General features: G+C 43.4%; 21 protein-coding genes. 8 read left to right on the top strand and 13 right to left on the bottom strand.

The genetic code is table 11. The features are described from left to right. Nucleotides 1–60: 60 nt before the first annotated feature. Complete coding sequence (locus CYL31_RS01225) at nucleotides 61–354, bottom strand: GFA family protein (protein ID WP_249411654.1); 294 nt, start codon at nucleotides 352–354, stop codon at nucleotides 61–63. A 236-nt stretch (nucleotides 355–590) separates the two neighbouring features. Between CYL31_RS01225 and CYL31_RS01220 the strand changes: the two genes are divergently transcribed. Genes CYL31_RS01220 through CYL31_RS01210 form a run of 3 tightly spaced genes read left to right on the top strand, consistent with a single transcriptional unit; the run spans nucleotide 591 to nucleotide 5583 of the window. Then, a complete protein-coding gene (locus tag CYL31_RS01220) occupies nucleotides 591–1877 on the top strand; it encodes an S-methyl thiohydantoin desulfurase family protein (RefSeq protein ID WP_212917193.1) in 1287 nt (428 codons plus the stop codon). Nucleotides 1878–1934: 57 nt separating this feature from the next. Then, nucleotides 1935–4661: a response regulator gene (locus tag CYL31_RS01215; RefSeq protein WP_212917192.1), complete on the top strand. Its 2727-nt coding sequence runs from the start codon at nucleotides 1935–1937 to the stop codon at nucleotides 4659–4661. Nucleotide 4662: 1 nt separating this feature from the next. Further along, nucleotides 4663–5583 carry a GGDEF domain-containing response regulator gene (locus CYL31_RS01210; protein ID WP_212917191.1) on the top strand — a complete coding sequence of 307 codons (921 nt, stop codon included), beginning with the start codon at nucleotides 4663–4665 and terminating at the stop codon, nucleotides 5581–5583. A gap of 23 nt (nucleotides 5584–5606) precedes the next feature. Here CYL31_RS01210 and CYL31_RS01205 read toward each other — a convergent pair whose 3' ends face one another. From CYL31_RS01205 to CYL31_RS01190, 4 genes are all read right to left on the bottom strand, one after another. After that, nucleotides 5607–6230 carry an FMN-binding negative transcriptional regulator gene (locus tag CYL31_RS01205; protein WP_212917190.1) on the bottom strand — a complete coding sequence of 208 codons (624 nt, stop codon included), beginning with the start codon at nucleotides 6228–6230 and terminating at the stop codon, nucleotides 5607–5609. Nucleotides 6231–6481: 251 nt separating this feature from the next. Next, a complete protein-coding gene (locus CYL31_RS01200) occupies nucleotides 6482–7999 on the bottom strand; it encodes a pectate lyase family protein (RefSeq protein ID WP_212917189.1) in 1518 nt (505 codons plus the stop codon). A gap of 219 nt (nucleotides 8000–8218) precedes the next feature. Then, nucleotides 8219–8980, bottom strand: a complete 762-nt coding sequence (locus tag CYL31_RS01195; RefSeq protein ID WP_212917188.1) for a sulfite exporter TauE/SafE family protein — start codon at nucleotides 8978–8980, stop codon at nucleotides 8219–8221. 161 nt (nucleotides 8981–9141) lie between these two features. Then, on the bottom strand, nucleotides 9142–9909 hold the full coding sequence (locus tag CYL31_RS01190; protein WP_212917187.1) for a transporter substrate-binding domain-containing protein: 768 nt from the start codon (nucleotides 9907–9909) through the stop codon (nucleotides 9142–9144). A 244-nt stretch (nucleotides 9910–10153) separates the two neighbouring features. Here CYL31_RS01190 and CYL31_RS01185 point away from each other — a divergent pair, with 244 nt between their 5' ends. Continuing rightward, entirely contained in the window at nucleotides 10154–12115 is a 1962-nt protein-coding gene (locus CYL31_RS01185) for a methyl-accepting chemotaxis protein (protein WP_212917186.1), read from the top strand. Nucleotides 12116–12193: 78 nt separating this feature from the next. Here the strand turns inward: CYL31_RS01185 and ypfH are convergent, their stop codons facing one another. Continuing rightward, nucleotides 12194–12811, bottom strand: coding sequence for an esterase (gene ypfH, locus CYL31_RS01180; protein ID WP_212917185.1), 618 nt, complete (start codon nucleotides 12809–12811; stop codon nucleotides 12194–12196). Nucleotides 12812–13053: 242 nt separating this feature from the next. Here ypfH and CYL31_RS01175 point away from each other — a divergent pair, with 242 nt between their 5' ends. Together CYL31_RS01175 and CYL31_RS01170 are read left to right on the top strand one after the other, a co-directional pair. Next, complete coding sequence (locus tag CYL31_RS01175) at nucleotides 13054–14139, top strand: bifunctional transcriptional activator/DNA repair enzyme AdaA (RefSeq protein WP_212917184.1); 1086 nt, start codon at nucleotides 13054–13056, stop codon at nucleotides 14137–14139. Nucleotides 14140–14279: 140 nt separating this feature from the next. After that, the gene (locus tag CYL31_RS01170; protein ID WP_249411653.1) at nucleotides 14280–14690 is read left to right on the top strand and encodes a gamma-glutamylcyclotransferase family protein; all 411 of its coding nucleotides are present in this window, start codon (nucleotides 14280–14282) and stop codon (nucleotides 14688–14690) included. Here CYL31_RS01170 and CYL31_RS01165 read toward each other — a convergent pair. The 7 genes from CYL31_RS01165 to CYL31_RS01135 all read right to left on the bottom strand — a co-directional run bounded on the left by CYL31_RS01165 (nucleotide 14659) and on the right by CYL31_RS01135 (nucleotide 21755). Beyond that, complete coding sequence (locus CYL31_RS01165; protein ID WP_212917182.1) at nucleotides 14659–15834, bottom strand: aldose 1-epimerase family protein; 1176 nt, start codon at nucleotides 15832–15834, stop codon at nucleotides 14659–14661. The two genes, CYL31_RS01170 and CYL31_RS01165, sit on opposite strands and share 32 nt — an antisense overlap. Nucleotides 15835–15944: 110 nt before the next feature. Then, nucleotides 15945–16397 (bottom strand): phosphatase domain-containing protein, encoded by a 453-nt coding sequence (locus CYL31_RS01160; protein WP_212917181.1) that lies wholly within the window; start codon nucleotides 16395–16397, stop codon nucleotides 15945–15947. Beyond that, entirely contained in the window at nucleotides 16394–16948 is a 555-nt protein-coding gene (locus tag CYL31_RS01155; RefSeq protein WP_212917180.1) for a histidine phosphatase family protein, read from the bottom strand. Before CYL31_RS01155 ends, CYL31_RS01160 begins: the two co-directional genes overlap by 4 nt. Continuing rightward, the gene (locus CYL31_RS01150; protein WP_212917179.1) at nucleotides 16932–18017 is read right to left on the bottom strand and encodes an MBL fold metallo-hydrolase; all 1086 of its coding nucleotides are present in this window, start codon (nucleotides 18015–18017) and stop codon (nucleotides 16932–16934) included. Before CYL31_RS01150 ends, CYL31_RS01155 begins: the two co-directional genes overlap by 17 nt. Then, nucleotides 18014–19057, bottom strand: a complete 1044-nt coding sequence (locus CYL31_RS01145; RefSeq protein ID WP_212917178.1) for an ABC transporter ATP-binding protein — start codon at nucleotides 19055–19057, stop codon at nucleotides 18014–18016. Before CYL31_RS01145 ends, CYL31_RS01150 begins: the two co-directional genes overlap by 4 nt. Continuing rightward, nucleotides 19045–20727 (bottom strand): ABC transporter permease, encoded by a 1683-nt coding sequence (locus CYL31_RS01140; protein ID WP_212917177.1) that lies wholly within the window; start codon nucleotides 20725–20727, stop codon nucleotides 19045–19047. Before CYL31_RS01140 ends, CYL31_RS01145 begins: the two co-directional genes overlap by 13 nt. A 50-nt stretch (nucleotides 20728–20777) precedes the next feature. After that, the gene (locus CYL31_RS01135) at nucleotides 20778–21755 is read right to left on the bottom strand and encodes an ABC transporter substrate-binding protein (RefSeq protein WP_212917176.1); all 978 of its coding nucleotides are present in this window, start codon (nucleotides 21753–21755) and stop codon (nucleotides 20778–20780) included. A gap of 145 nt (nucleotides 21756–21900) precedes the next feature. Between CYL31_RS01135 and CYL31_RS01130 the strand changes: the two genes are divergently transcribed. Both CYL31_RS01130 and CYL31_RS01125 read left to right on the top strand, forming a co-directional pair. Then, nucleotides 21901–22650 (top strand): DeoR/GlpR family DNA-binding transcription regulator, encoded by a 750-nt coding sequence (locus CYL31_RS01130; RefSeq protein ID WP_212917175.1) that lies wholly within the window; start codon nucleotides 21901–21903, stop codon nucleotides 22648–22650. A 121-nt stretch (nucleotides 22651–22771) separates the two neighbouring features. Next, complete coding sequence (locus CYL31_RS01125) at nucleotides 22772–24757, top strand: methyl-accepting chemotaxis protein (protein ID WP_212917174.1); 1986 nt, start codon at nucleotides 22772–22774, stop codon at nucleotides 24755–24757. Nucleotides 24758–24787: the final 30 nt, after the last annotated feature.

Raw genomic sequence — 24787 nt, 5'->3', positions numbered from 1 at the left:
ATCACACCATCCCCGCGCCAATCGTTGCTCGCACCGGAATACCTTCGGTGCTGAAATCTTCTAAGCAATAAACATTGATGCCGAAAAAGCAGGCGAGACGCGTTTGCGATGAAAAGGATAAATACCGCAAACGTTGCAAAAGAAGTGCCGCGCGATTTTAGTATGGAATTGATATTCGGTCAGACTGCCTTCGCCCTTGATGAGCTGGAATTTGCTCTCATGCACTTTAACCATCAAGGCGTTTTTTCTGATGCAAATAGAGCAATCGCAGGTGGTTAATTCTGGTGCGTCAGTGACGACTTTGAATTGCACATTACCGCAGTGACAACTTCCTAAGTACTCTTTTTCTTGCATATGGATCGCCTTACAAGAGGCCATTGGCTTAGCCAAATTAGCTTTACTTTACATTTCCCATGAGTCAAATACAAAAAATAACCTTAAAGCATAAGAAGTGACTATGGTGCCTATGGCGTACAAGAATATATTTAATGTATAAGTTTAGTATTGGTTCGTAATAATTATGCATTTTCAACATGGTATAAAAAATAAATTGCTCATCGGCACCAGTCGATTTAAAAGGACTTAACCTCATGACTATCTTAACAACAGAAGCGCTTTTCAATATTGTCAACGGCTCAACATTATTAGCAAGTGGGGGTGGTGGCTCGATTAAAACAGCCTACTCGTTTGTTAGCCAAATAATCGAAACAGGCAAAACCATTACGTTAAGTTCATCAAACAAAATGAAAAACAGTGATTACGGTGTAGTGGTTGGTGCTATGGGTTCTCCTGAAAGCTTTGAAAAAATAGGCTTACAAGGCGCAGAAAAAAGAGCGGTTGAGGTTATGCAAGACCTTAACGAATCAAAAAAAATCACGTTCACTATTTCAGTCGAAACTGGATCCAATATTTTTGTCGCTATGCTAGCCGCCGCCAAAACGCTAGACCCTGCTCTTATTATTGACGCTGATGGTGCGGGACGTTCCGTTCCGACATTATCCTGCTTAAGCTATAGCTCCCAAATCAATATTACGCCTTTTGTCGTATTAAATGCCCCTCACGGAAAAGCGCTAGTCGAGGGGAATATCGTTTTGAACTTGCCTCATATTAGCGACGAAGACACAGGCGGGGCTGCGAAGAAAAAAGCTCAAGCAAGTATCATTGAAAATATGGTTAGGCCCATTTTGTCGTCTGAAGGCAGTTTTGATGGTGTTGGTGCTATCTCAGGCTGGATCATGAATGGCGACCAAGCACAATCTGCGCTCGTGCCAAATACTATCTCCATGGCTCAAAGTATTGGAGGCGCGTTGAATCAATTCGCGACAGATGGCAAGAATGTCGTTCATCTAATTGCTGCATTTTTAAAACTGGAGTTCGGCATTCCGCTCTATAGCCTTTCTGAGAACAATGCACCTTTTACTCTTACAAGCAAAGAAAGCGTTTCTCAAGGTGGGTTTGATTTCAATAAATTGTCGTTTACCCAAACGGTTAACGACCGAGTCAGAGAGCTCATTGTCATTAACCAAAATGAAAACTTACTCATTTGGGACAAAGATAAAGATCATCCTTTGACTATCTGCCCCGACTCAATTTGTATGCTAGGTAAATTAGACGAGACAATTAAAGATGACATTCTGGCTGGTTTAAGCTCACTCAGTGACATAGAGAAAGAAAAAGCCGATACATCACTTTCAGGATGGCATGGTCTTTCAGTAGAAGACATTGTAGAGGGACAAGAAGTGTATTTATTTAGTTTACCATCACCTGAAACACTCAAGAATGATAATAAAGAAGTCTTTTCTGCACTAGCCAAGCAATTTGGCTACTACGGCTCGTATGAGTCTTTAGACAAGCTACTAACTAAAGAAGACATCTAGAGCATCTTATTTGCTAACTAATAATCGCTATATTCTTATCGCTAACACGGAGGTTTCATGAAATTTAGTGAGCTTTTTGATCAAGAAGAACATGATTTAATGATTAAAGAATGCCTTTTTCAATTATGGAGCCATTCTGACGATCTCATGTTTATCGTTGCTGTCGAAGAGGGTGGCGAGTTTTCCCTTTATGATAATAATGCCGCATCCCGTGTTGCAATGGGGATTGATCCGCACCAAATTTATCACCGAAACAGTATTAGAGACATGTTTCCAGAAGAGATTGTCGAAGGTTTTTACAGTACTTATCAGGAAGCCATTGCCAGAAAAAAACCTACTTTAATAGAGCAATTTACCGTAAAGGATGGAACAGATTTATTTTACAACACCTTGTTAGTACCTATTTTTGATGAGCAAGATAAGCCTTTATTTATTTGTGGTATCAGCCATGAAACAACCAAAATAAAGACTGCCGAAAAAATGGCCATTGAAGCAGGTCAGAAGCTCAAAGAATACAATGTTGGACTGAAACAAATAAATGACAACCTTGATGCAAAAGTCAGGGAACGAACAGCCGCACTGGAACTCGCTAAAGCGGAGCTAGAAGAAGCACTCGAAGCGAAATCATCGTTTGTCGCTAGGATGAGTCATGAAATCCGTACGCCTATTAACGCGGTCATCGGTTTAAGCGATTTGGCTCTCAATACTTCCCCTAATGAAGTGCAGCAAGACTACCTGCAAAAAATAAGAGACTCCGGCGATATCCTACTTAGTCTGGTAAATAATGTGCTGGATTTTTCCAAAATAGAAGCGGGTAAATTAATCGCTGAGTCTGTGAGTTTCTCAACGGAGAAGTTAATTCGGACCACAGTCAACATGAATATATTCGCAGCCCATGCGAAAAAGCTCGAGTTAATCACAGACATATCTGATGACATCCCAGAATATTTATTGGGGGATCCACTTCGTATTCAACAGATATTGGTCAACTTAGTGAGCAACGCGATTAAGTTTACCCAGAGCGGCACCATCATTATCCGCTTAGGCTGTAATAGATTAAATGACGATAATATTTTGCTGCAATGCGAAGTGATAGACTCTGGCATCGGGATTCCATCTGAGCAGCTAGAAGAACTTTTTTCTGCCTTCTCACAGGCTGACAACAGTGTCACACGCGTCTATGGTGGAACAGGGTTAGGATTAACAATCACGCGTCAGCTATGTGAGTTAATGAATGGGGAAATCAAAGTAGACAGTGAAATTGGTAAGGGCTCAACTTTCACTGTCGTATTACCTTTAGAAATACCAGATCACCAGCCAAAGGTTGAAACAATCTACGCATCAAACACGCTTAACGCACTAGTGGTGGATGATCACCCCCTATCCAGAGACATTCTAGCCAAGCTATTAAACGGCTTTGGTATAAAAAGCACCTGTGTGGGGAGTGGCTGGGAAGCCATCGATGCCATTCGCCAATCTGATGTTGCCTTCGATGTTGTCTTTATGGATTGGCAAATGCCAGATATAGACGGAATAGAGACATCGAAAAAAATAAAAGCATTATTCAGAGAATTAGCACCTCCCATCCTGATGATATCAGCCTATGAAAAGCATCATGTTCAACAACACTTAGATGCGGGCATTATTCGTCAATTCATAGAAAAACCCATTGAAAAGTCGTCGTTATTCGATGCAATAAATCAGTTTTTTAGCATTGAAAAAATAGCCATATCAAATAAAACAATAGCACCTACACCTGAGTTTTCTGGTTTTCATATTTTGCTTGTTGAAGATAACCCTATTAATCAGCAAGTCGCATTGGGCTATTTAAAAAGTACTGGCGTTCTGGTCGATTGCGCGGAAAACGGAAAAGTCGCCATTGATAAAATTAAGGATACTCAATATGACCTTGTCCTTATGGATATACAAATGCCCGTCATGGATGGATTAACCTCTTCGGCCTTTATTCGCAGCATGGATCTTGGCTATGATCTGCCGATTATTGCCATGACAGCTCACACTTCTCCAGAAGATAAGGGAAAAAGCCTAGCTGTGGGAATGAATGACCATATTCCTAAACCCATTCCAGCGGACTTACTTTATAAGACACTAAATAAATACTTGGTACGTAATAAAGAAAATAGAAAGGTCGACCTTGTACCAGTAACGGCTGAGTCAACACTGAACAATGCGCTCTCTCTACTTTACAAGATAAGTAGCTTAGAGGCTGAAAAAGCCCTTGATTCTCTAAAAAATGATGCAGCACTCTATTTAAAAATAGTGCGTGCCTTTTGGGAACAATATAAATCCTACTTAGAAACCCCTAACGTCTTATTTTTAACTTTAGCTAACCGCAACCTGCTCAACGAAATACACTCGTTGAAATCAAATTCGGCTTATATTGGTGCCCAAGCTATTTTCCAAGATTGCGTCGTCATAGAGCGTAAGCTGCTTAAAAATGAGCATGTTGACGATTCTATTTTAAGAATCGTCAACAGCAAGCTATCAGCTCTTTTAGTAGAGCTAAACTTTGTATTTGACCAAACTGAGCACGATAATGTTGATTTGAAAATTGATTTTGAGGCAACACTTAGACAAGTACTTCCATTGCTAGAGCAAAGTAACTTCCAAGTAGAGAATTATTTTCATGTTTTACAACAAGAGTCAAAGAACACTGAATATGACAAGGATATTATTCAAATAATACAGAATATTAACGATATTGAGTATGAACGTGCGGCGAAGCTTGTTCGTCAAATTTTAATCAAATTGCCAGGTAGTTAGAATGCCCAATGCATTTAGTGTCCTTATTATCGATGACGAAGTAATCAACTTACAAATCATCAGTGATATTTTGCGTGACGAAGTCGACATTATAATGGCAAAAAGCGGAGAGCAAGGCGTCCGTAAAGCGTTAGAATTTTCACCGGACTTAATTCTACTCGACGTTATAATGCCAGAGATGAATGGCTTCGAAACAATGAACAAGCTAAGCCAAGACGCAAGGACATGCGATATTCCAGTCATTTTTATCACCGCATTGGATGACATAGAAAATGAAGAGAAGGGACTTTTACTCGGCGCCAGTGATTACATTCAAAAGCCAATACATGCTTCGATCATAAAAGCTAGGGTTGCCTTGCATCTTAAACTCATTAATCAACACCGCATATTAGAACGCTTAAGCACCATAGATCCATTAACGTCTTTGGCCAACCGGCGCAAATATGAAGAAACCATTCGATCTGAATGGGAGTTAATGGGAGAGCTTAACGAGACCTTATCTTTAGCCGTTATCGATATTGATAATTTCAAACAATATAACGATTTTTACGGTCATGCAGCTGGTGATAAAGTGTTGCAAAAAGTTGCCGCTATTCTAAGTAATAACTTTAAACATAATGGTGATCTAGTGGCGCGATATGGCGGAGAAGAATTTGTCGCTATTATGCCCAAAACGACCAAAAAAGAAGCATTACTGCGCCTTAATAAATGCATTGACGAAGTGCATAAAATGGCCATCACCTGCCATAAGAAAGATAAAAATGTTGTCACTATCAGCGCTGGAGTCGCCTCTATTACACCTAAAAAAGACCTTAGTTTTGAGTCTTTATTCACAACAGCTGATGAAGCTCTATACCTTGCAAAACATAATGGCAAAAACCAAGTTAAATGGAAAAGCGTTAACAACAACGATATGACCTAATGACTTTTATCAGCGAAAGAAACTTAGTCAGATATTTTCTGCATCACAGCCATCATCGGATGCTGCGTTTGCGCCAATCCATCCCATACGCCGTTTTTGTTTTCAACACTTTGGTTTTGGCTAAGTTTGAATTTACCTTGAATGTCGGTCACGGTGATTTCCACACCAACAATGCCAGCAAGCCGCTGTTCTATATAATCTTGTGGCGCATCGGAGATAGACCAAGGTGCAGGTTGTTTCTGCTCGTGGATATTGGTGAGTTTTTCCAATAACAACAACTTCCATTCGGCTTCATGGATAAAGTTTATTGTGCCTTTGATGTGAACCGCTCGGTAGTTCCATGTTGGCACCGCTTTGCCATCTACTTTTTTAGAGGGATACCAATTCGGTGTTATATAAGCATTTTCGCCTTGGAAAATAACCAATACATCCGCTTGGTTCGCTAGGCTCTGCCAAAGCTTATTGGCCTTGGCGATATGGGCTTGCAAGACAACTCTATTCTCTGCATCGGCATGAACCAGCATAGGAATATGCTCGGCGTTTAAACCGTCATCACCATTAGAAACTAACGTCGCGAAAGGAAAGGCTTTAACAAAGGCGAGCAACTCTTCTTGATCGTTTATTTCAAAGTGTTTTGGCAAATACATAGTGTTCTCTTTTCTAAGGATAGCGCGTCTAATGTTAGAGCTTAATCATGACAAATAGTAGTAAAGAGCTTCTAGTTTAAATGACTGCCAATTTTGTCCATTGTATTTTTGTGCAGCTAATAGCTTGGCTGTAAAGAGCCCACTTTATAGCTAATAAATACTGTGTTTTTGGAGAGAACGAACAAAAAAGCCGATGTATTTCGATTGAAATAACATCGGCATAAGTGAAAACACGCTCTATTTTTTCATTGCTATAGCTTGCCAGCTCCTGCGTTTTGTTTAACGTAGTCAATCACGTCTGCGGCAGGCAATACTGGCGTTGGGCCATATAAGGTTGGCGTCCAGCCCACCTCTTTAGAAAGAGGTTTGCCACTGGCTTTGTTCGCTTCTTCAACGATATCAATCATTTCGCCATTGAACATGGACCCCTGATCGTAAGCCACTTTCCCTTTCATATTACCGATAGCATGAGAAGCATCGCCATTTTTGATTTCAAACACATTGGCTTCTGAGTATATCGCTGAGTCTTTACCTGCTCCCAATGCTTGGCGAACGATATTGTGCTTAGGCTTATGTTCCAACGAATTCAAATGGCGCTCGTAAGCATTTGCACCAACACCATCGCCTTCTGCATTACCGACAAAGTAATTGTTGTAACTATGCACTTTGCCATAACGAACACGCGGCATACGCTGACCGACATTTTTAAAGTAATTACCGTGCAAGGTAACTCGTAAATAGCCAGTGTCTGCGGTTTTTCCATCACTATTACCAATCAAGAAAGCCTTATCATGATCGTGAAAATAGCTATTAGAAATCGTCACTAGATCCGCCTGATTAGTGATATCAACCAAACCATCATGATGCTGAACTTTTTGTGTAATTTCATTCTGTGGGAATGGATAGACTGGCGGGAACATGGAGTCTGGGCGATCACCATCAGAGAAAGTGCTGTGATCGATCCAAACACGCTTACCACCGTTGATAGAGATCAAGTCATACTCTGAATTCCAACGACCTCCTGGACATAATTGTGGCCCATGTGAAGCATCCGTATATTCCTCCATGCAGCCAGGGTAATTGGTGTCAATTTTAAAACTATCACCTGGATCCCAACCGGGGAAATAATCAAACGCGTCTTCAAAAGTAATATTACGAATGATGACGTTTTCAACGCCTGCACTAATTTGCAAGGTGCCTTTAATGATTTTTGCGTTTTTACCTAAACCTATGATGCTGGTATTTGAAGGGACATCAATGACAATTTGGTCTTTTTGTTTTTTAGCCGAGGCTAAACGAGCTTCTTCTTGAGGGCCGGTTAAATCCCTATTTGGGCGTTTTTTAATAAGTGGTTGTATATTCCACACAGAGGGTGCGTAAGCATTTTTATAATCTTCGAAATTATAAGGTGCAACACGATAATCTGATTCAGTCAGCTCACGACCTTGATCATTAGATGATAAGTTAATCGTGCCACTAATTTGAATAATCTTAGGGAGGTTACCCGCTTCTTTTAATGCATCAACGAAGGCTTTTCGACTACTGACGGTATAAATATGAGCATCAAGTGCATTCGCACCGCCCGTCACTTGCCCTTCGGCTGCCGCCCAGCCGTCGTTAAGAGGAAGAACAACACGCGCCACATTTTGCGTCATACTATTCTTTCCAGTATTTGACTGCTTCTGTGACGTGTTATCCGTACTCACAGCTGAACATCCGGCAATTAAGCTAGCCGCCATACAAGACGCAGCTAAAATTTTTCTATTCATTTTATTCTCCAAAGACATTGAAAATAAGCAGATCAAGAACACTCGCCGTGCGTATTTTCAAATCGCATTGTTATTTTTATTGGCAGCATACAAAGAGCAACCTACAGCTATGCTTTCTGTATAGGAGAATAGACTATCAGGAAAACCAACAAAGTAAAACGATGTTTTATTTTTAATAAATCACCATTTCCCACAAAGCATTAGAAAGAAGAAATATCTTTAATCACTCAAAAGGGCTGCAGCGCTACCACAAACTGTCATGATGAAAAGGAACCATTTTAGATGACTCGGGTTGGCCTTTATGGCCAATTTCACCGCGAGAAACGAGCCAAGCATAGTGCCAGACGCTAAGATTAATCCAGGAATCCAAAGGATCTGGTCGTTCCAAATAAACACGCCTAATGCCAACGCGGTAAAGCCAAGTGTACAGACCATTTTTAGCGCATTGGTACGAACTAGGTCGTAACGCAAGGTGCCTGCTAAAGCGGCAATCAAGATAAACCCCACACCTGCTTGAACAAAGCCACCGTACACACCAGCAATAAACAAAGCGATCCAAGCACTTGGCTTTTCCGATACTTTAAACGGCACAGTACCTTCTGGTGGCGCAATCATGGTAGGACGAATAATCATGATAATCGTCATGCCAATCATGGCGCTCAATAGCAAAGGTTTAAGCCAAGTTTCTGGCGCATAACTGGCAGCAAACGCACCGACCACGCCGCCAAGTAACGACGGAATCATTACTGGCAAGATGTCAGCATTATCAAGCTTCTTCGCTTTGCGAAAGCCGAAGGTCGCTGCCACATTCTGTAAAAACACGCCAACGCGGTTTGTTGCGTTGGCGATGTCAGCAGGCATGCCCATGACCATCAAAGCAGGCAAGGTCAGGTTGGAACCGCCGCCCGCCAAAGTATTAATAATGCCAGCAATAAAACCTGTACCGATCAAAAGAGACACAGTGAATAGACTGTAATCCATAACATTGTCCTTAAATGACTCTTGCGCGAGTCGGAAAAGAATAAAAAGAGGAGCGAATAATAAGGAGTATTGGGCGAGCTGACAAAAGATAATTTGGGCGGAAGAATTGAAAACGGCCCAACTTAATCAGTTAAGAATAAGTTGAGCCGACAATAAATAATTTATTTAAGCGAGTTATTCGCCATAAAGGTTTCATCAACACCTTTTAATTTCATCTCATCCATCATGAAATTAACAGTATTCAACAAGCGCTGTTCACCTTCTGGAATCAAATAACCGAATTGGCTTTTGGTGAACGGATTGTCTTCACGTACTGCATCCAGTTTCTTGTTAATGACTTGATAATAAAGCGCTTCAGGTGTCTCTGTTACCATCACATCCACTTTGCCTGCTTCGACGGCTTTAGGTACATCTAGATTGTTTTCAAAACGCACGATCGTCGCTTTAGTAAGGAACTGATCGGCAAACTTTTCGTTAGTACCGCCAATATTCACGCCCACTTTTACTTCTGGACGATTCACTTTTTCTAGCGTATCAAACAAGGACTCACGACCTTGTGAAACAAGGAAGCATTTACCAAACGTCATGTATCCTTGGCTTTGTTCTGCCGCCATTTGGCGAGAAATTCGGCGTGTAATACCGCCCATGGCGATATCGTATTTGTCGTTATCCAAACCGGCTAATAAATCTTTCCATGTCGTTTGCACAAATTTCACTTCTACACCCATTTCCGTCGCAAAATACTTAGCCACATCAATATCGTAACCTGAAAAAGTGCTGCCATCGTAATACGAAAAAGGCTTGTAATCCCCCGTGGTGCCAACCGTGATATAGCCTTGCTTTTGAATATCTTCCAAGCGATCAGCTTGCGCTATAACGCTGTAAGTCATAGTGGATACGAGTAATAAAAATGACGCAGTGAACTTCATAAGTTTTTACCTAACCAAGAGTTGAAAAGAATATATAAGCACTTGCTGTGCCAGTTTTTCAATTTTTAACTTTCAAATAAAATAGAAAATAACAAGACAAAGACCTCAAAATCGCTTATTTTCAGGCTCAAGAATTACAAGGAATGTAACTCCAAAGAAAACGCTATTTAATAGGATGTTTTCTGCTCGTTAAAAGCTCCGACATTCCTTACTTTTATTGGATGTATTAAGTAAAGAGGTTTCCATGACAGTTAAATCTAAGATTATTGCCCTAATGGCAGCAGGCGTAATACTCCCTGTATTTATCGTATCCGCCGTCATTATTAAGAATATTCGCGCTAACGCCCTTCAGAATTTCGAGCAACAAAGCCAATCAGAAATTAGCTATGTAGATACTATTTTTTCCATGTATTTAAACAACTTAGCTGAAAATGTCGCATTTTTCGCACAATCAAATGCGCTCACTAGACTCTCTCCTGGTAGTATCAAAAGTTATGCAGACCAGCCAAACCAAGAAATCATGACTCCTGACAAAAATTCAGAGCTAGAGCAAGAAGCCTTTGCTCTGATGGATGCATTCGGAAAATCACACCCTGATTTAACCTATATTTGGCTAGGATCAAACGATAAGGGCTATTTACAATGGCCAATAGGCAAAAATTCTAAGAATTATAATCCTTTAGAAAGAGGCTGGTACAAGCAGTCGATTAATAGCCGATCCCCTATACGCATCCCAGCCTATCGAGACAGCTCGACGAATGCGCCTCTTGTTGATTATTTACAACGTTTTGAAGGACAGAATGGTTTTTATGGTTCTGTGGGTATAGACGTGACGTTAAAAAAACTCACAGAGCTGCTAGCTGAAGTAAAATTTGGTGGTGAAGGCTATGTGGTCATGATAGAAGATACCAACACTGTTCTAGCAGACCCTTCTGACCCGACAAATAACTTTAAATCCATCGCTGATGCATCACGCCCTTACGCCTCACTTACAGATGAAACCAAGCCTCAAGAGTTAGTAATAGATGGCGAGGTTTGGTTTGCGAAAGTGTATACATCACCGGAACTAAAATGGAAATTTATTGGCCTGGTTCCCAGCAAGGTTATTTATGCACAAGCAAACAGTTTAATCGTCACTATTGTCATCATTTCCTTGGTGATGATTGCCATTTTTATGGTGATTGGCGCTACTTTGTCTAGCCTTGTTATTCGGCCTGTCAAAAACATGGCCGACAGACTCACAGACATTAGTCATGGTGAAGGCGATTTAACACAACGCCTAGAGGTGAAAAGTAAAGATGAAGCAGGCCAAATGGCATCCGCATTTAATCAATTCGTGTCCTCAATAGACAGTATCATTGGCCACACCAAGTCTTCATGCGAAAAAATTAGCCAAGTTGCACACCAGTCTGAGAATTTATCATCAGAACTCAATGGCGTGGTTTCCCACCAAGTAAATTCTGTCGATCATGTCTCTACAGCGTTTAACGAGATGGTAGCGACAGCCAATGAAGTAGCATCTAGCTGCAGTAGTGCCGCAGCGGCAGCTGAAAACAGTGAAACACAGGTTAAAGAAGGAAATAAACTGATTCAGCAAACAATGGACTCGTTACACGGACTCGAAAAAGAAATTCATAGTTCCAACGAGAGTATGATCGAGCTATCCAAAGAATCTGAAAGCATTGTGGGGATTCTAGACACCATCAAAGCCATTGCAGAGCAAACCAACCTTCTCGCATTGAACGCAGCGATTGAAGCCGCTCGTGCCGGTGAACAAGGTCGCGGCTTTGCCGTGGTCGCAGATGAAGTTCGCACTCTTGCTGGCCGTACTGCAGCATCGACTGAAGAAATAGATAAAATGCTTAGTAAATTACAGCAACAAACAGGCTTCGCCGCGACGAAAATGAACAACAGTGTGAGCGTAGCAAAAGATTCAGTCGTCTTGGCATCCCAGACTCATCAGGTCTTTGAAAAAATCCTTAGTTCAGTACTAGAGATTAAGGACATGATGATTCAAATCAGCGCATCAGCGGAAGAACAACATTTGGTTGCTGAAGAAATTAATACCAATGTCATCGTGATTCATGATGGCACCATCAAATCCAATGACTTATCAAATCAAGTTGCCCAAACCGCAACCGCATTAAACCAACTGTCTGATGAATTAAAAGTCATGGTAGGACGCTTTAAATCTAGCCAGTCTTAATTTTAGAGACCATAGAAACAAAAAAACCTAACGCATAAATACGTGCGTTAGGTTTTTTTATAATCAACGGAAATGAAGTTATAAACGCTGCAGCAAACAAGTGGCAACAGTTTGATCGACACTATGAGCAAGATGGGGAATAAGATCGTATGTGCTTGCTACACCGCGAGCCCTTAAGGCCTCATGCGCTAATTGTGACAAGCGATAGTCAATCACATTATCTTGATTTCCATGGATAAAATGCACTTGCGTGTTATTGATGGGTTGTTTATTGGGAGATATAGCAAACCGCCCAGATAAAGAAACGATTTTTTCCGCTAACGTTTCCTCGACCATCTGCATGGAAGACAAGGACATAATGGCGCCTTGGGAAAATCCAATTAGCGTCGTTTGCTCCGTACTTAAGCCGATTTTTTGCTGCCAATATTTTACTGTCTCAATAAAGGCTGGCATCGCGGCTTCAATGCGTTCAACACGATTTTCCTCTGTCACGCCTTGTACTGAAAACCACTGATAGCCTTGTCCGAAATCAGAGGCATCAGGTGCCTGAACAGACACTATAGCGGCTTGAGAAAAAGACTTAGCCAAAACATCTCCCAAAGGAGATAAACTCTGAGGCGTTGCCCCAACCCCATGAAATAGTAAAAACAAACGCTCAGATACTCTAGGTTCTTGTATCAAAATAGAAGTGTTCATCATACATCCTTATAAAAACTCAACAAAAAATATAGTAACACTCTACTCTTTCTATAAAACAAGATATATCAGCTATTCCGCAAGCTTCTATTTCATAATTAGAAACAATCTGTGATCGAACAAAAGACAATAAAAAATGCTCGTCCAGTTTTCGGTTGTTGCTTCGTTAAGAATCAAACTAACCTTCTCTAATAAACACTTTCACAACAAACACCAACCATTATTCAGCAACGGAAAAACGCATGTTAATAACAGATGAAAAACAAGCCGATGATTATTATCAAGCCTTACTAAACCGTGAACCCAGTTTTGTCGGCGTGTTTTTTGTCGCCGTCAAAACCACTTCTATTTTTTGCATTGCAACGTGTCGAGCACGTAAACCAAAGCGTGAAAACGTGGAGTTTTACACTCATTTCAAAGACGCAATGGACGCAGGTTTTCGCCCTTGTAAAGTCTGTCGACCCACTGAAAATGCTCATGAAGCGCCTTATGAAGTGCAAGCCGCAATGAACCTTGTGCGAGACTGCACTAAGGCAAAAATCACCGACCAAGAGTTGAGAGAATCTGGAATACGGCCCATCTTTGTGCGTCGTTGGTTTAATCAACATTACGGCATGACCTTTCAAACCTTTCAGCGCATGTATCGTATTAATTATGCGTTTCAAGAATTAAAAACAGGCAAGAGCGCCACCAATACCGCGTTAGATTCAGGCTACGATTCTTTAAGTGGTTTCGGTTACACTTTTAAAAAATTACTTGGCCATGCGCCGACCCTAAATTTGGAGAATGCTGTGATTTTAATCGATAGGCTGACAACGCCCATTGGCCCTATGTTTGTCTGCGCCACTGACGAAGGAATTTGTCTATTGGAATTTGTCGACCGACGCATGTTAGAAACCGAGTTTGAAGACTTACAGCGTCGTTTAAAAGCACCGATTATGGCGGGAGAGAATGCTCACATGAAGCAACTCAAGCAAGAGCTAGAAGAGTACTTTCTAGGTAAGAGAACCGAATTTAGTGTACCGCTTCATACTCCAGGAACCGACTTCCAAAATGCCGTCTGGCAAATGCTTGGCACCATTCCATTTGGTAAAACCGCCAGCTACCAAGAACAAGCCACTCGATTGAATAACCCTAAAGCTGTGCGAGCTGTCGCCAGAGCCAATGGCATGAACCGTGTTGCCATTGTTATTCCTTGTCATCGAGTGATTGGTAAAGACGGCAGTTTAACCGGTTATGCGGGTGGATTAGAGCGCAAACGCTGGTTGCTTGATCATGAAAGATCGCACCGTCAATATTTAGAAACTCAAAGCCTCGAAAAAGGCTGAGATTAAGTGTTCGAATGCCAGTAGTTTCATGAATACATCAAGGTTGTGTCATGGCAATGTAATTTACTTGTACAAGACTTGAAATGACCTTTAAGCAAGTTCATCTTCTACACTTTAATTGTAATTAGATGGAATTCAACATGCCTACAAACATTGTTGCTGTATATGGGACGCTTCGTGAGGGGCTAAATAATCACGAACTTCTTGCCGACTGCAAGCGCATCGGTCTAGGTTGGCTGACGGGGTTTCGCATGCACAATTTAGGAGACTTTCCAGCCATTACCTCAACTCACGACGAAAGTGGTCGCATCCGAGTCGAGTGGTATGACGTCTCAGACGAAATACTCGCGTCTTTGGATCAACTAGAAGGTTATGACCCAAAGGCGCCAGATAGCTCTCTATACATAAGAAAGCGTGTTTTCTCGCCTTACGGTCGTGGCTGGATTTACGTGTACAACAAATCTCTAGACCATGCTCCGTATATGGAAGCAGGCGACTGGGAGCGTTATTCCCGAACGTCTATGCTTCACCAAGGCGCACAATCGGCGTAGATAAGACTTGAGCAGTTTGACTGCTTTGTAATTGGGCAATATTCGCCACGCTCGCTTTGACTTGATCTTTATCCGTTAACAAGCCAAAACGCACTACAAAGTGCTTAGATTCCCCAGCGGCAATCGTCGGCACCAAGCCTAAATCGCGCTGATAAGATCGGTTATAAGCAAAGCTAGTGCCCGGCTCGATTCCCACCACATAACCTTGTTCCAGTGTGTCCGTATTTTTCCACACGGTAAGCACTGGCAAGGTATCGGTTTGATAGCTCACTTCTATGCCACTACTCGCATTTGCATTGTGCAATAAGGCATAAGAAAAACCTTTCTCGTCACTAACTGGCCGAATGTTAAACACCATTTCATCAAAGTCTTTCGTTGGCGCTGGCATCTTATTCCAATCACTCAAACCACCAGCGGCATAGTCATTAAACGGCGATAATTCCGCCATAGGAACATGCAGTTGTGCGCCGTTTTCCAAAATCGGCTGAGCAAAATTATTGTGATAAATCGCTTGGTATTCGCGCGGATAACTACCTTTATTGGTCAAGGTATCTTCAACCAATAAATAAGGTTCATCTGGCGTCAGTGACAAGACAGTTTGCAGCTCGAAATTAGTGAACTTGAAGCGTTTTTCATCGACTCGGCCACGCAGGGTGACACGATATGGCGGTACTTGCTCGACCTCTAAAACCACTTCGTCTGCAGGTGTGTTCTGAATACGACCATGTAATGTCAAAAATTCATCGCCGTCTTGACCGGGATGCCCTGCCCATTGGTAACCACAACGCACTATCATCTCGTTAAAACCATCTAACCAACCAATGCCGCCGGACGCTTCTTGATTAACAAAGCTTGGATGAACGATTTCTTTAACCGGCGAGTCCCAACCAAATCGCACTTCTTTTCCTGTCGTATCTTTCCTAACAACATCAAGAACCGCCATGCCACGAGTCGGCACAACGCGAACCACAGAATCGCCCACGGTCAACGTGATCAAACGTGAGCCGGTTTGCTTGCCGCCCATAAGGCAAGTCTGCTGTACGCTAATCGGAATATCTTTCGGTAAACCCATTAATTCTGCAGATAAAGAAAGGTTAGCAACATCAATATGCTGTTGATTACTAAGAAGAACAAGTTGAAACATGGGCCAAGCTCCAAAGAAAATTTACTCATGCTAGCGCGAGCTAGATAACAAGGCTAGCCATGAAGATAAAATCTGCTATTTATTCAATGTTGCTTGGCGCTTCGTTCTAATTAAAAATCCCCCGGCGCACACTGTAGACAAGTCAGCCCTAAGTTACGCCAGCCTTGAACCACAGCATCGCGGTCGTCCAATACCAACCAAGGCGTAAAACCATCTTCGTGGATTTTCTCCAACAAGGCTTTTTTAACGTCCTCGTCTGGCAAGGCATCAGCATTATCTGGGCGTAGATAAATGCCATCGCACGGAATTTGGTGTTTTTGAATCCATTCAACCGAGTGCTGTTTATGGGACTCAGGACGGCCACTGCAAATTAAAATATGTTGACCTTGTTGCTTGAGAATATTGACCAAACGCAACACATTTTCGATCACTGGTGCATGTTTCATGTGTTCAAAAAAAGGGTCCCAATGCTTTTCTGCACCAAGCACCCAATGGGCTACTTCAGTATGATCGAACTCGGCAAGAGTGCCATCTAAATCCACAATTACGGCATTTGGTATCATATAAAGCTTCCTTTAAAAGGGGTAATTTCCCAGCTGTTTTCATCTTGGCTAGGCACAAAAGAAATGGGAGTAACGTTGCCGATTCTTGGGCAATACGGCGTGCCGTTGATAACATTGTTTAGCACTCGATAAACGCCAGAATGCGCAATAATCAGAGGCCACGAATGCTCGCTGAGGATCTCATTCAATGCGCTCAGCACACGAGTCTCGAAGTCTTGCCAAGATTCACCATTCGGTGGCGTCACGTCATAAGGTAATTGCTGTTCTATCGGGCAGCCTTCAAGGTCGCCCCAATTACGCTCTTTGAGTTGCTCATAAGCCATAATGGTTTGCTTTGGCACCGCATGAAACGCGGTCTCTTGCGTACGTTTCAAAGTACTGGTTGCCACAACGCTCCAATCAATGGCGCTTAATATTGGCGCCGCGTCTTTTGCTTGCTGAATTCCGGTTTCACTTAACTGACTGTCGGTAAAACCGCCGATACGAAACGTGGCGTTAAATACACTCTGCGCATGGCGAGCAAAGACAAAAGGTTTAGAAAGTAAAGTCATAATCTAACTCAATATAAGAATCTGCAGTGACGCTTGGGCCAAGAGCCTGTCGCCACTCATTTAGGTCTTTCATGGTGTGAAAAAGTGGAACACAAATACGGCAACCAAGATGATCCACCAGCAGTTTTAGATCTTGCTTACGCGGATGCACATTCCAGCGTTCAAAATGCGCCCTGTCTTCGCTCACGGCCTGACGAGCGTGTTCTGGCAAATGTCCGGTATAAACCGGCAAATATCGCGATGGTTGTTGCAATAAAACAGCCGCTTCACCACTCAATCCATCAGGATCACCACACAACACCACTTTGGCATTGGGATTAAACTGTTGGCTTTTCATGCTTTCCAAGACAAGTCGAATATCGGCACAAACACTGCCTTCAGGTCCAGCCAAAACAGTTTCAGGCGCAATGCAATCTTCCCCTAGAGTCCAATCATGGAAGCCTAACGAAGTTAACCAACATGCCATTTCTAACGCTCGTCCAGTTTGAGGAACTGGCATCAGCAAGGCGCGCTCGTCCTTCAGATAATGCAGCAAGGCGTTTTTACATTGTTCCAATGAATTGTCGTACAAACCGTAAGACGCATCGAGTAAAGCAACACTGGCATGCGGAGGCATTGTAAAAGGATACAAACCAGATTCGAGGCTGAAATCGCCGCTGTAAAATACGCCCTCACCCATATCAAGATGCAGCCACACACCGCCAAAGGAATGACCTGCCGAACCGGTTGTCACCTTTATGCCAGACACATTCGTCGAGCCACAAATAGGTAAGGTATGAAGGTTCAAATGCGTTGGCAATTGCTGCTGAACGGGTGAAGTGGCGTAGACCGGAACCTTACTATCAATATCGATCAAACCGCCCATATGATCTTGATGATCATGGGAAATAAAAATCGCGTCTAAGTGATCTGGTTGCGTCCAGCCTTTGTCTTCACCTACCTCTAACGCGCCGCCCGCGTCGAGTAAAAAGCGAATCGGTTTGGATTGGTTGTCCATTTCGTAGGTCACCAAAATCGCGGCGGCGGTTTTTCTTCCTGCGCCACTTAGAATATCAATGCTAACCCTCATGACTCACTCTCAAGCGACCAAGCTTGCCCAAGACGAACCTGATGCTGGCTTGCTAGCGTCATCGGCACATCGCTGTACGCGAGTAAGCGCTGACCATCCTTTAGCGTCAATTCAATATCGTAACGCTCGCCACGAAAAATACAGCTGTGAACGCTACCCGTCAGTGCCGACTCGTTCGCGCTGACGAAATGAATATCTTGCGGACGCACGAGCACAGAACTGGCCGCTTTGTCCGGCGAATGCTGACGAATCAACGCGTGCAAATTGGTACCACTGACGTATTGCGCAGGCGCAACTGCAGTGACCGACAACACAGAACCTCGACCAATAAAATTCGCTAGCCAAGTGTTTCTTGGCCTTGCATACAGTTCCTGAGGCGTTCCCCATTGCACCAGCTGCCCTTTATTCAACACGGCAATTTTATCGGCCAATGACATGGCTTCGGATTGATCGTGAGTGACATACACCATAGTCGCGCCAGTACGTTTGTGAAAGGCGCGGAAGGTTTCTTCCATCGTCGCTCGCAAATGTCTATCTAAGTTAGCAAGTGGTTCATCAAACAACACCACATCAGGCTCGGTGACCAAACTACGCGCCAACGCCACACGCTGACGCTGGCCGCCACTGAGTTGCGCTGGCAAACGATCGGCGTATTCTTTCAACTGAACAATGTCTAACGCATCGTTAATGCGTTTGTTACGCTCAGCTGTTGGCGTCTTCTGCACTTTAAGCGGGTAGCCGACGTTTTCTTTCACTGTCATGTGCGGCCAAAGCGCATAGGACTGAAACACCATGCCGAAGTTTCTTTCTTCTGTTGGCACATGACGTGTCGAACTGGAAAGACAGTCATCGCCATGAATGATTTGACCACCTGAAACATTTTCAAATCCTGCCAGCATTCTTAAAATGGTCGATTTACCACAGCCGCTTGGCCCGAGTAAGGCGACAAACTCACCTGGCTCAATCGTTAGACTCAAACCTTTTACAACTGGTGCGCCATGAAAAGATTTTTCAACACCATCCAATATTAACCGTGCCATGGAATCACTCCTTTGGGCAGACGAGGGGCCACCAAACTCAATAAACTCATTAGCCCTGCGACCAGTAAAACCACCAGCACAGCAATGGCCGAAGCCAACACACTGTCGCCACTTTCATCGAGATTAAAAATCAACACACCGAGGGTTTCATTGCCTGCGCTCCACAACAAAGCCGATACCGTCAGCTCGTTAATGGAAATCAAAAACACGAATAAGCCGCCGGCAAAAAAGGCCGGTGCAGTGAGCGGTAAAATGATGTCAATCAGGCGCTGTATCGGCCTTGCGCCTGCCAATTGAGCGGCTTCTTCTAAAGCCGGATCAATCTGCGACATAGCGCTTAATACTGGCTTCAAACACACACTCAAAAAACACGAAAGATACGCCAAGAAAATAATGCCCAACGTGCCGTACAAGCTAACCTCTATAAAAGGCAAAGGCTTGGCGAACAACAAAATAAAAGCAATGGCTAATACAATGCCAGGGATGGCATAAGGCACTTCGATCAAACTGGCGATCACCGCTCTGGTGCGCATTGGCAAACGCATCAATAAATAACCCAATGGCAAAGACACCAGCATCAAGACTAATGCATTGAAAAAAGCCAAAAACGCGCTGTTTTTAAAAGCTCTGGAAGTAACGCCTTGCCGCCCAATCATTTCGTAAAACGCGGCAAAGGTAATGGTATCAGCGTTCAATGGCATGCCGAGAGCAGGCACCAATGAGCTCACAATCAAAGCAAATAGCGGTGCGACCAAGATAAAACACAATACCAAAGCCAACAGAATTTCGAGGGGCAAACGCCATTGCTTAAGACGGAAAGAAAGCGACTGCGCCGTGTGGCCTAACAAGGAATAACAACTGCGTTGCTGTAGCCATTGTTGCAACAACATGCCCGCTAACACCAACAAAGCAATAATCATCGACAAGCCCGCTACTTGGCTAAGCATATCGTTACCAAACCCTGCCATTTGCTGATAAATCAAAGTTGGTAAAACGATGTAACCTGCTGGAATCCCTAACATCGCCGGAATACCAAAATTACCCAAAGAAGAAACAAAGGCTAGCGCAGCGCCAGCGATAATCGAACTACGACACAAAGGCAGGATGATATCGACCCAAATTCGAAACTGAGAAGCACGAGATAGTTGAGCCGCTTCTAATAAATCCTGCGGCAATGAAATAAGCTGGGTACGCAAAGCCAGAAACACCAAGGGCGCACTTTGTATACCTAACAGCAAGGCAATACCTTCTGCCGAATACATAGGTTGTGGGCTGCCCAACGCTGGCGCGAAGCCTAATGTATTTAAAATGGGGCTCGCTGGACCAAACAGTTGCAACCAACTCAACGCCGTCACTTGTGGCGGAATCATCATCGGCAACATAAAACAAAACACCCAAATGGCGCGACCACGAATATTCGTTAAAGTCACCACAAAGCCAAAGCCGCAACCTAAAATCACCGCGATGAGCGTCCCTAACCCTGAGGTATAGAAACTATTGCGTAAAGCAGTCCAAGTACGTTCACTTCGTAGTACTTCTGCCATAGGTGAGGAGTTAGAAAAGGCCGTATGACTCAAAGCCTCTACCAATAAACGCAGGCTGGGTAATACACTTAACGCAGCAATCAATAAGAAGAGTCCAATGGACAACCAGCGTAACTGGCTATCCATGGAGGCTCCATCCATAAAACGTCTTTTTAATAACGAAGGTGTCATCTTTCTTAACCTTCAAAGATTTTGCTAAAGCGCTCTTTGTTCGCTTCGTTGTCGCGCAATGTTTTTGCCGCATCGAATGGCATCAAACGAATATCTGTACGCTTAGGGAAACCTTCTGGCACACCAATGTCACTACGAGCCGGTAAGTAGCCCTGCTCTAATACTAAGGCTTGGCCTTCTTTTGATAAGAGAAAGTCTACAAAGCGTTTCGCTGCAGCTTTATTTTTAGCTTCTTTCATGATCGCCACTGGCTCAGTCACCATGGTGACGCCCGTTTTAGGGAAGATAAACTCAATCGGAGAGCCTTTTGCCGCTTCACGTATTGCCAAAAAATCCACAATCACGCCATAAGGTTTGGTGCCTGATGCCACCGCTTTTAGTACGCCACCATTACCGCCTTGTGCCATCGCTTGGTTGGCATGTAATTGCTCAAAATAATTCCAGCCTAGTGATTTGTCAGCAGTTAGCGTCGCAAGATGAATCAGCGCAGCACCAGAATACAAAGGGCTTGGCATCGCTACTTGGTTTTTGTATTCAGGCTTGACCAAATCAGCCCAATCCGTTGGATGTTGCGGCGCTTGTTTATGACGAACAATGCCTGTAGTAATCAGTTTCGTGCCGTAATAATAGCCATCTTTGCTGTACAAACTATCTTCGTATTGATCGCGATTAGGGCTCATGTAGGAATACAAATAGCCATCAGACACCATAGATTCCATGGTCACGCTGTCAGCAATAAGCAGTACATCGGGTTTCACCACGCCAGAGGATAATTCCGCGCGCAACTTCGTCATTAATTTGGTCGTTCCGTCACGCACCCATTCCACTTTTATATCTGGATTGGCCGCTTCAAACGCATCCACCGTCATTTGCGCATCTTGGTTTGGCTGACTGGTATACAAGGTCAAAACATCTTGAGCTTGTACGGAAAGAGGAAAAGCAAGTGCCGCAGCACATAGCAACAAGGTCTTCTTAACGGTCATGGTGAAACTCTCTTTTTGATAAGTGAGCTGCAACAATACCGACATAATTTGACACTATAGTGACGAAAAAATTTCGTTTAATGCTGGTTTGCTTTCGTTTCGACGATCTTCATTTAAAAAGCTTCATAAAAAGGACTGAATCACTATGAACAAAAGGCACTATGACATCGTGCAATGGGTGAATAAGCAAGGACGCCAAACATTACAGGCCGTCGCCGACGAATTTTCGGTCTCAGTGCAAACCGTTCGATCGGATATTAGGCTATTAGCCGAAAAAGGCTTGGTATTGCGCAGCCATGGTGAAGTGATCCCTTTTCCTCATCGCGAGAACATTAGTTTTGATCAAAGACGAATCCGCCATGCGGCCGGAAAAAAGCACATTGCCGACCTTTGTGTGAGCAAGTTGGCGGACTATCAATCAATCTTTCTTGGCAGTGGTTCAACCGTGGCAGAAGTCGCCAACCAGCTTTCGCTCTTTCAGGGCTTACAAGTGATGACCACTAATCTTCATGCCGCACGTAATTTGTGTGAGCACCCGGACTGCGAGCTCACCATATCAGGTGGTCGAGTAAGAATGCGCGATCAAGATGTCATAGGTGGCGACGCCATGCGTTTTTTCCAGCGCTACCGAGCGAACATTGGTATTTTTTCTGTCGCAGCGGTGAACAAACAGGGACATTTATTTGATTTTACTGACGATGAGGTCATGGCGCGAGAAGCCTTGGTTGAACATTGCCATTATCGAGTTTTAGTTATCGACAGTACAAAGTTTGATACTGAATCCCGATGTTTATGGGGAAAAATGAGCGATTATGATTGTGTAATTACCGACCAAAAACCGTCTTCTTCTTTACTCAGCTCGCTAAGTTATCAAGGCGTTGAAATATTGTATTAACAATAACGAGGTTAAAATAAAAGCACCTTTGTATAAATTGTGTAAAAAATGCGCTTGATCTCAGTCTTTATATAAGACTATTGTCTTAGTTACCCCCACGTCGCAAAGAATTGAGGTTGTTATGAAATCACCTATTAGAATTCGACAGCAGATTAATATTGGTTTAGTGGTTATTCTCTTACTCGCTCTTGCCAGTATTTATCTTGTTATAGAAACGAAAGTGAAACCCGACTTAACTGCAGAACGCCAACAACAAATTTCCGTTAATCAAAAAGGTCTGAGTGAATTACTCAGTGCCAAGCTAGAAAAGATCCAATTACTCACCAGCACTCTGGCTTTGGCTAGTGCCGAACTCCCGAAAGACGAAGCGCTGTTTAAAAAAGTCTTCCCCAGCATTATTAATAACCATGACGACAAAAGTATCGCCGGTGGTGGTATTTGGCCAGAACCTTCTGCTTTTACTCAAGGAACGCAGCGTCGTAGTTTTTTCTGGGGCCGCGATGGCTCTAAGATGAGTTATCTGGACGATTACAATGACCCAGCAGGCTCTGGTTACCACAACGAAGGTTGGTATACCGTTGGTAAAACGTCTCCGGTCAATCGCTGCGCCTGGTCTGAAGCCTATATTGATCCAGTAACAAAGATTCCAATGGTAACTTGTACCATTCCAATGAAAGAGAACAATAAGTTCACCGGTGTAACCACAGTGGATATGATGCTGGATGGCATCACCAAGACCCTTGAGCAATACGGAAGTGAAAACCAAGGTTATGTTTTTGCTATTGACCAAACTGGACAAGTCCTGAGCTTCCCGAAAGGTAAAGCCAATTTAGTCAAAAACGATGGCAGTATGTTAACAGCCACTGAGCTTGGTAATCAGCTGCCATGGTTAAAACCCGCCCTAACAAAAATAAGCGCTGTAGAACAAGTTATCGCACTTGATCATGATGACATCTTAGATGGCGCTGCTTATGTTGATCTTTTTAAGCAACCACAAACCGGTTGGACTATTGGCTTAGTTGTTCCTAAAGAAAGAATGACAGAGATCGCTCAGAGCATGGGCTTGTTCCTAATGATCGTCATTGGTGCCTTATTGATCGTTGTTAGTATCATTGCCATTTCGTACTTCCGTAGTCTGCTTGGCAAGATCAATCAAACAACACAGCAAATTCAAGAACTGGCGGATGGCGGCAGCACCCAAGAACTTGAAGTTGGCAAATTAAATGAACTAGGCGATTTACGTCAGGCAGTGAATGCCTATGGCGATAAACTGAAAAAACTACTAGAACAGATTCATATTGAATCCGCCAATCTCGTGAAAGATGCTGGACGCTTAAGCACATTTAGTAATGACTTCTTGAACAAAGCCAATAGCCTAAGCGATGAAAACACCACATTAGCAGCTGCGACGGAGGAGCTAGGCGCGACCTCTCACGATGTGGCTATGTACGCCAATGAAACCAGAGAAACGGTTGAACGTATTCACAAAGATGTACGCAGCAGCGGCGATGAGATGAATACCGTCATCGAAACAATGCGTTCTCTCACCAGCGCCATGACACAAGCACAAGCTAATATTCTTCAGTTAGACGAAGACAGTCGCCAAGCAAACGGCATGTTGGGCGTTATTCGGGCCATTGCCGAGCAAACCAATCTCTTGGCACTAAATGCTGCCATTGAAGCAGCCAGAGCCGGAGAAACAGGTCGAGGCTTTGCAGTGGTTGCGGATGAAGTGCGTAACCTTGCCGCGAAGAGCGAGAGCTCTGCCGTGGAAATCGAACAAGTTCTAGGACGTCTACAAATCGCGTCGAAAGAATCTGTCAGCTCCATGGAACTAGGTCATAGCGAAACGATTCGTGCAGTAGAAACAGCAGAGTCAACGGCGAGTCACTTGCAACAAGTCGTTAACGCCTTCTCTCAAATCACCGATCAGGCGACTCAAATTTCTGTGGCAGCTGGCGAGCAGCAAAAAGTATCTCATGATTTGAGCCAATTTGTGTCTCGGTTGCAGGAACTCACCGGTAGTAACGCCAGCGATTCAAGCCATCTTAGCCGCATGAGCCAAGAGATCGATGCCATTGCCAATCGACTCAACGCCTTGAAATAGATACATAAAATACAGTAGAACGACAAATCC

The organism is Marinomonas sp. A3A (assembly GCF_018336955.1).
Lineage (GTDB): Bacteria > Pseudomonadota > Gammaproteobacteria > Pseudomonadales > Marinomonadaceae > Marinomonas > Marinomonas lutimaris.
Note: the sequence above shows the minus strand (reverse complement) of the source record. Positions and strands in the feature narration are given on the sequence as shown.

What these genes read in the sequence shown, in the direction of transcription:
- CYL31_RS01165 (WP_212917182.1), bottom strand. Translation starts at nt 15,834, where the DNA reads ATGTTTCAACTTGTTCTTCTTAGTAATCAACAGCATATTGATGTTGCT.
- CYL31_RS01175 (WP_212917184.1), top strand. Translation starts at nt 13,054, where the DNA reads ATGTTAATAACAGATGAAAAACAAGCCGATGATTATTATCAAGCCTTA.
- CYL31_RS01210 (WP_212917191.1), top strand. Translation starts at nt 4,663, where the DNA reads ATGCCCAATGCATTTAGTGTCCTTATTATCGATGACGAAGTAATCAAC.
- CYL31_RS01150 (WP_212917179.1), bottom strand. Translation starts at nt 18,017, where the DNA reads ATGAGGGTTAGCATTGATATTCTAAGTGGCGCAGGAAGAAAAACCGCC.
- CYL31_RS01140 (WP_212917177.1), bottom strand. Translation starts at nt 20,727, where the DNA reads ATGGATAGCCAGTTACGCTGGTTGTCCATTGGACTCTTCTTATTGATT.
- CYL31_RS01215 (WP_212917192.1), top strand. Translation starts at nt 1,935, where the DNA reads ATGAAATTTAGTGAGCTTTTTGATCAAGAAGAACATGATTTAATGATT.
- CYL31_RS01190 (WP_212917187.1), bottom strand. Translation starts at nt 9,909, where the DNA reads ATGAAGTTCACTGCGTCATTTTTATTACTCGTATCCACTATGACTTAC.
- CYL31_RS01170 (WP_249411653.1), top strand. Translation starts at nt 14,280, where the DNA reads ATGCCTACAAACATTGTTGCTGTATATGGGACGCTTCGTGAGGGGCTA.
- CYL31_RS01225 (WP_249411654.1), bottom strand. Translation starts at nt 354, where the DNA reads ATGCAAGAAAAAGAGTACTTAGGAAGTTGTCACTGCGGTAATGTGCAA.
- CYL31_RS01155 (WP_212917180.1), bottom strand. Translation starts at nt 16,948, where the DNA reads ATGACTTTACTTTCTAAACCTTTTGTCTTTGCTCGCCATGCGCAGAGT.
- ypfH (WP_212917185.1), bottom strand. Translation starts at nt 12,811, where the DNA reads ATGAACACTTCTATTTTGATACAAGAACCTAGAGTATCTGAGCGTTTG.
- CYL31_RS01130 (WP_212917175.1), top strand. Translation starts at nt 21,901, where the DNA reads ATGAACAAAAGGCACTATGACATCGTGCAATGGGTGAATAAGCAAGGA.
- CYL31_RS01205 (WP_212917190.1), bottom strand. Translation starts at nt 6,230, where the DNA reads ATGTATTTGCCAAAACACTTTGAAATAAACGATCAAGAAGAGTTGCTC.
- CYL31_RS01200 (WP_212917189.1), bottom strand. Translation starts at nt 7,999, where the DNA reads ATGAATAGAAAAATTTTAGCTGCGTCTTGTATGGCGGCTAGCTTAATT.
- CYL31_RS01195 (WP_212917188.1), bottom strand. Translation starts at nt 8,980, where the DNA reads ATGGATTACAGTCTATTCACTGTGTCTCTTTTGATCGGTACAGGTTTT.
- CYL31_RS01125 (WP_212917174.1), top strand. Translation starts at nt 22,772, where the DNA reads ATGAAATCACCTATTAGAATTCGACAGCAGATTAATATTGGTTTAGTG.
- CYL31_RS01160 (WP_212917181.1), bottom strand. Translation starts at nt 16,397, where the DNA reads ATGATACCAAATGCCGTAATTGTGGATTTAGATGGCACTCTTGCCGAG.
- CYL31_RS01220 (WP_212917193.1), top strand. Translation starts at nt 591, where the DNA reads ATGACTATCTTAACAACAGAAGCGCTTTTCAATATTGTCAACGGCTCA.
- CYL31_RS01135 (WP_212917176.1), bottom strand. Translation starts at nt 21,755, where the DNA reads ATGACCGTTAAGAAGACCTTGTTGCTATGTGCTGCGGCACTTGCTTTT.
- CYL31_RS01185 (WP_212917186.1), top strand. Translation starts at nt 10,154, where the DNA reads ATGACAGTTAAATCTAAGATTATTGCCCTAATGGCAGCAGGCGTAATA.
- CYL31_RS01145 (WP_212917178.1), bottom strand. Translation starts at nt 19,057, where the DNA reads ATGGCACGGTTAATATTGGATGGTGTTGAAAAATCTTTTCATGGCGCA.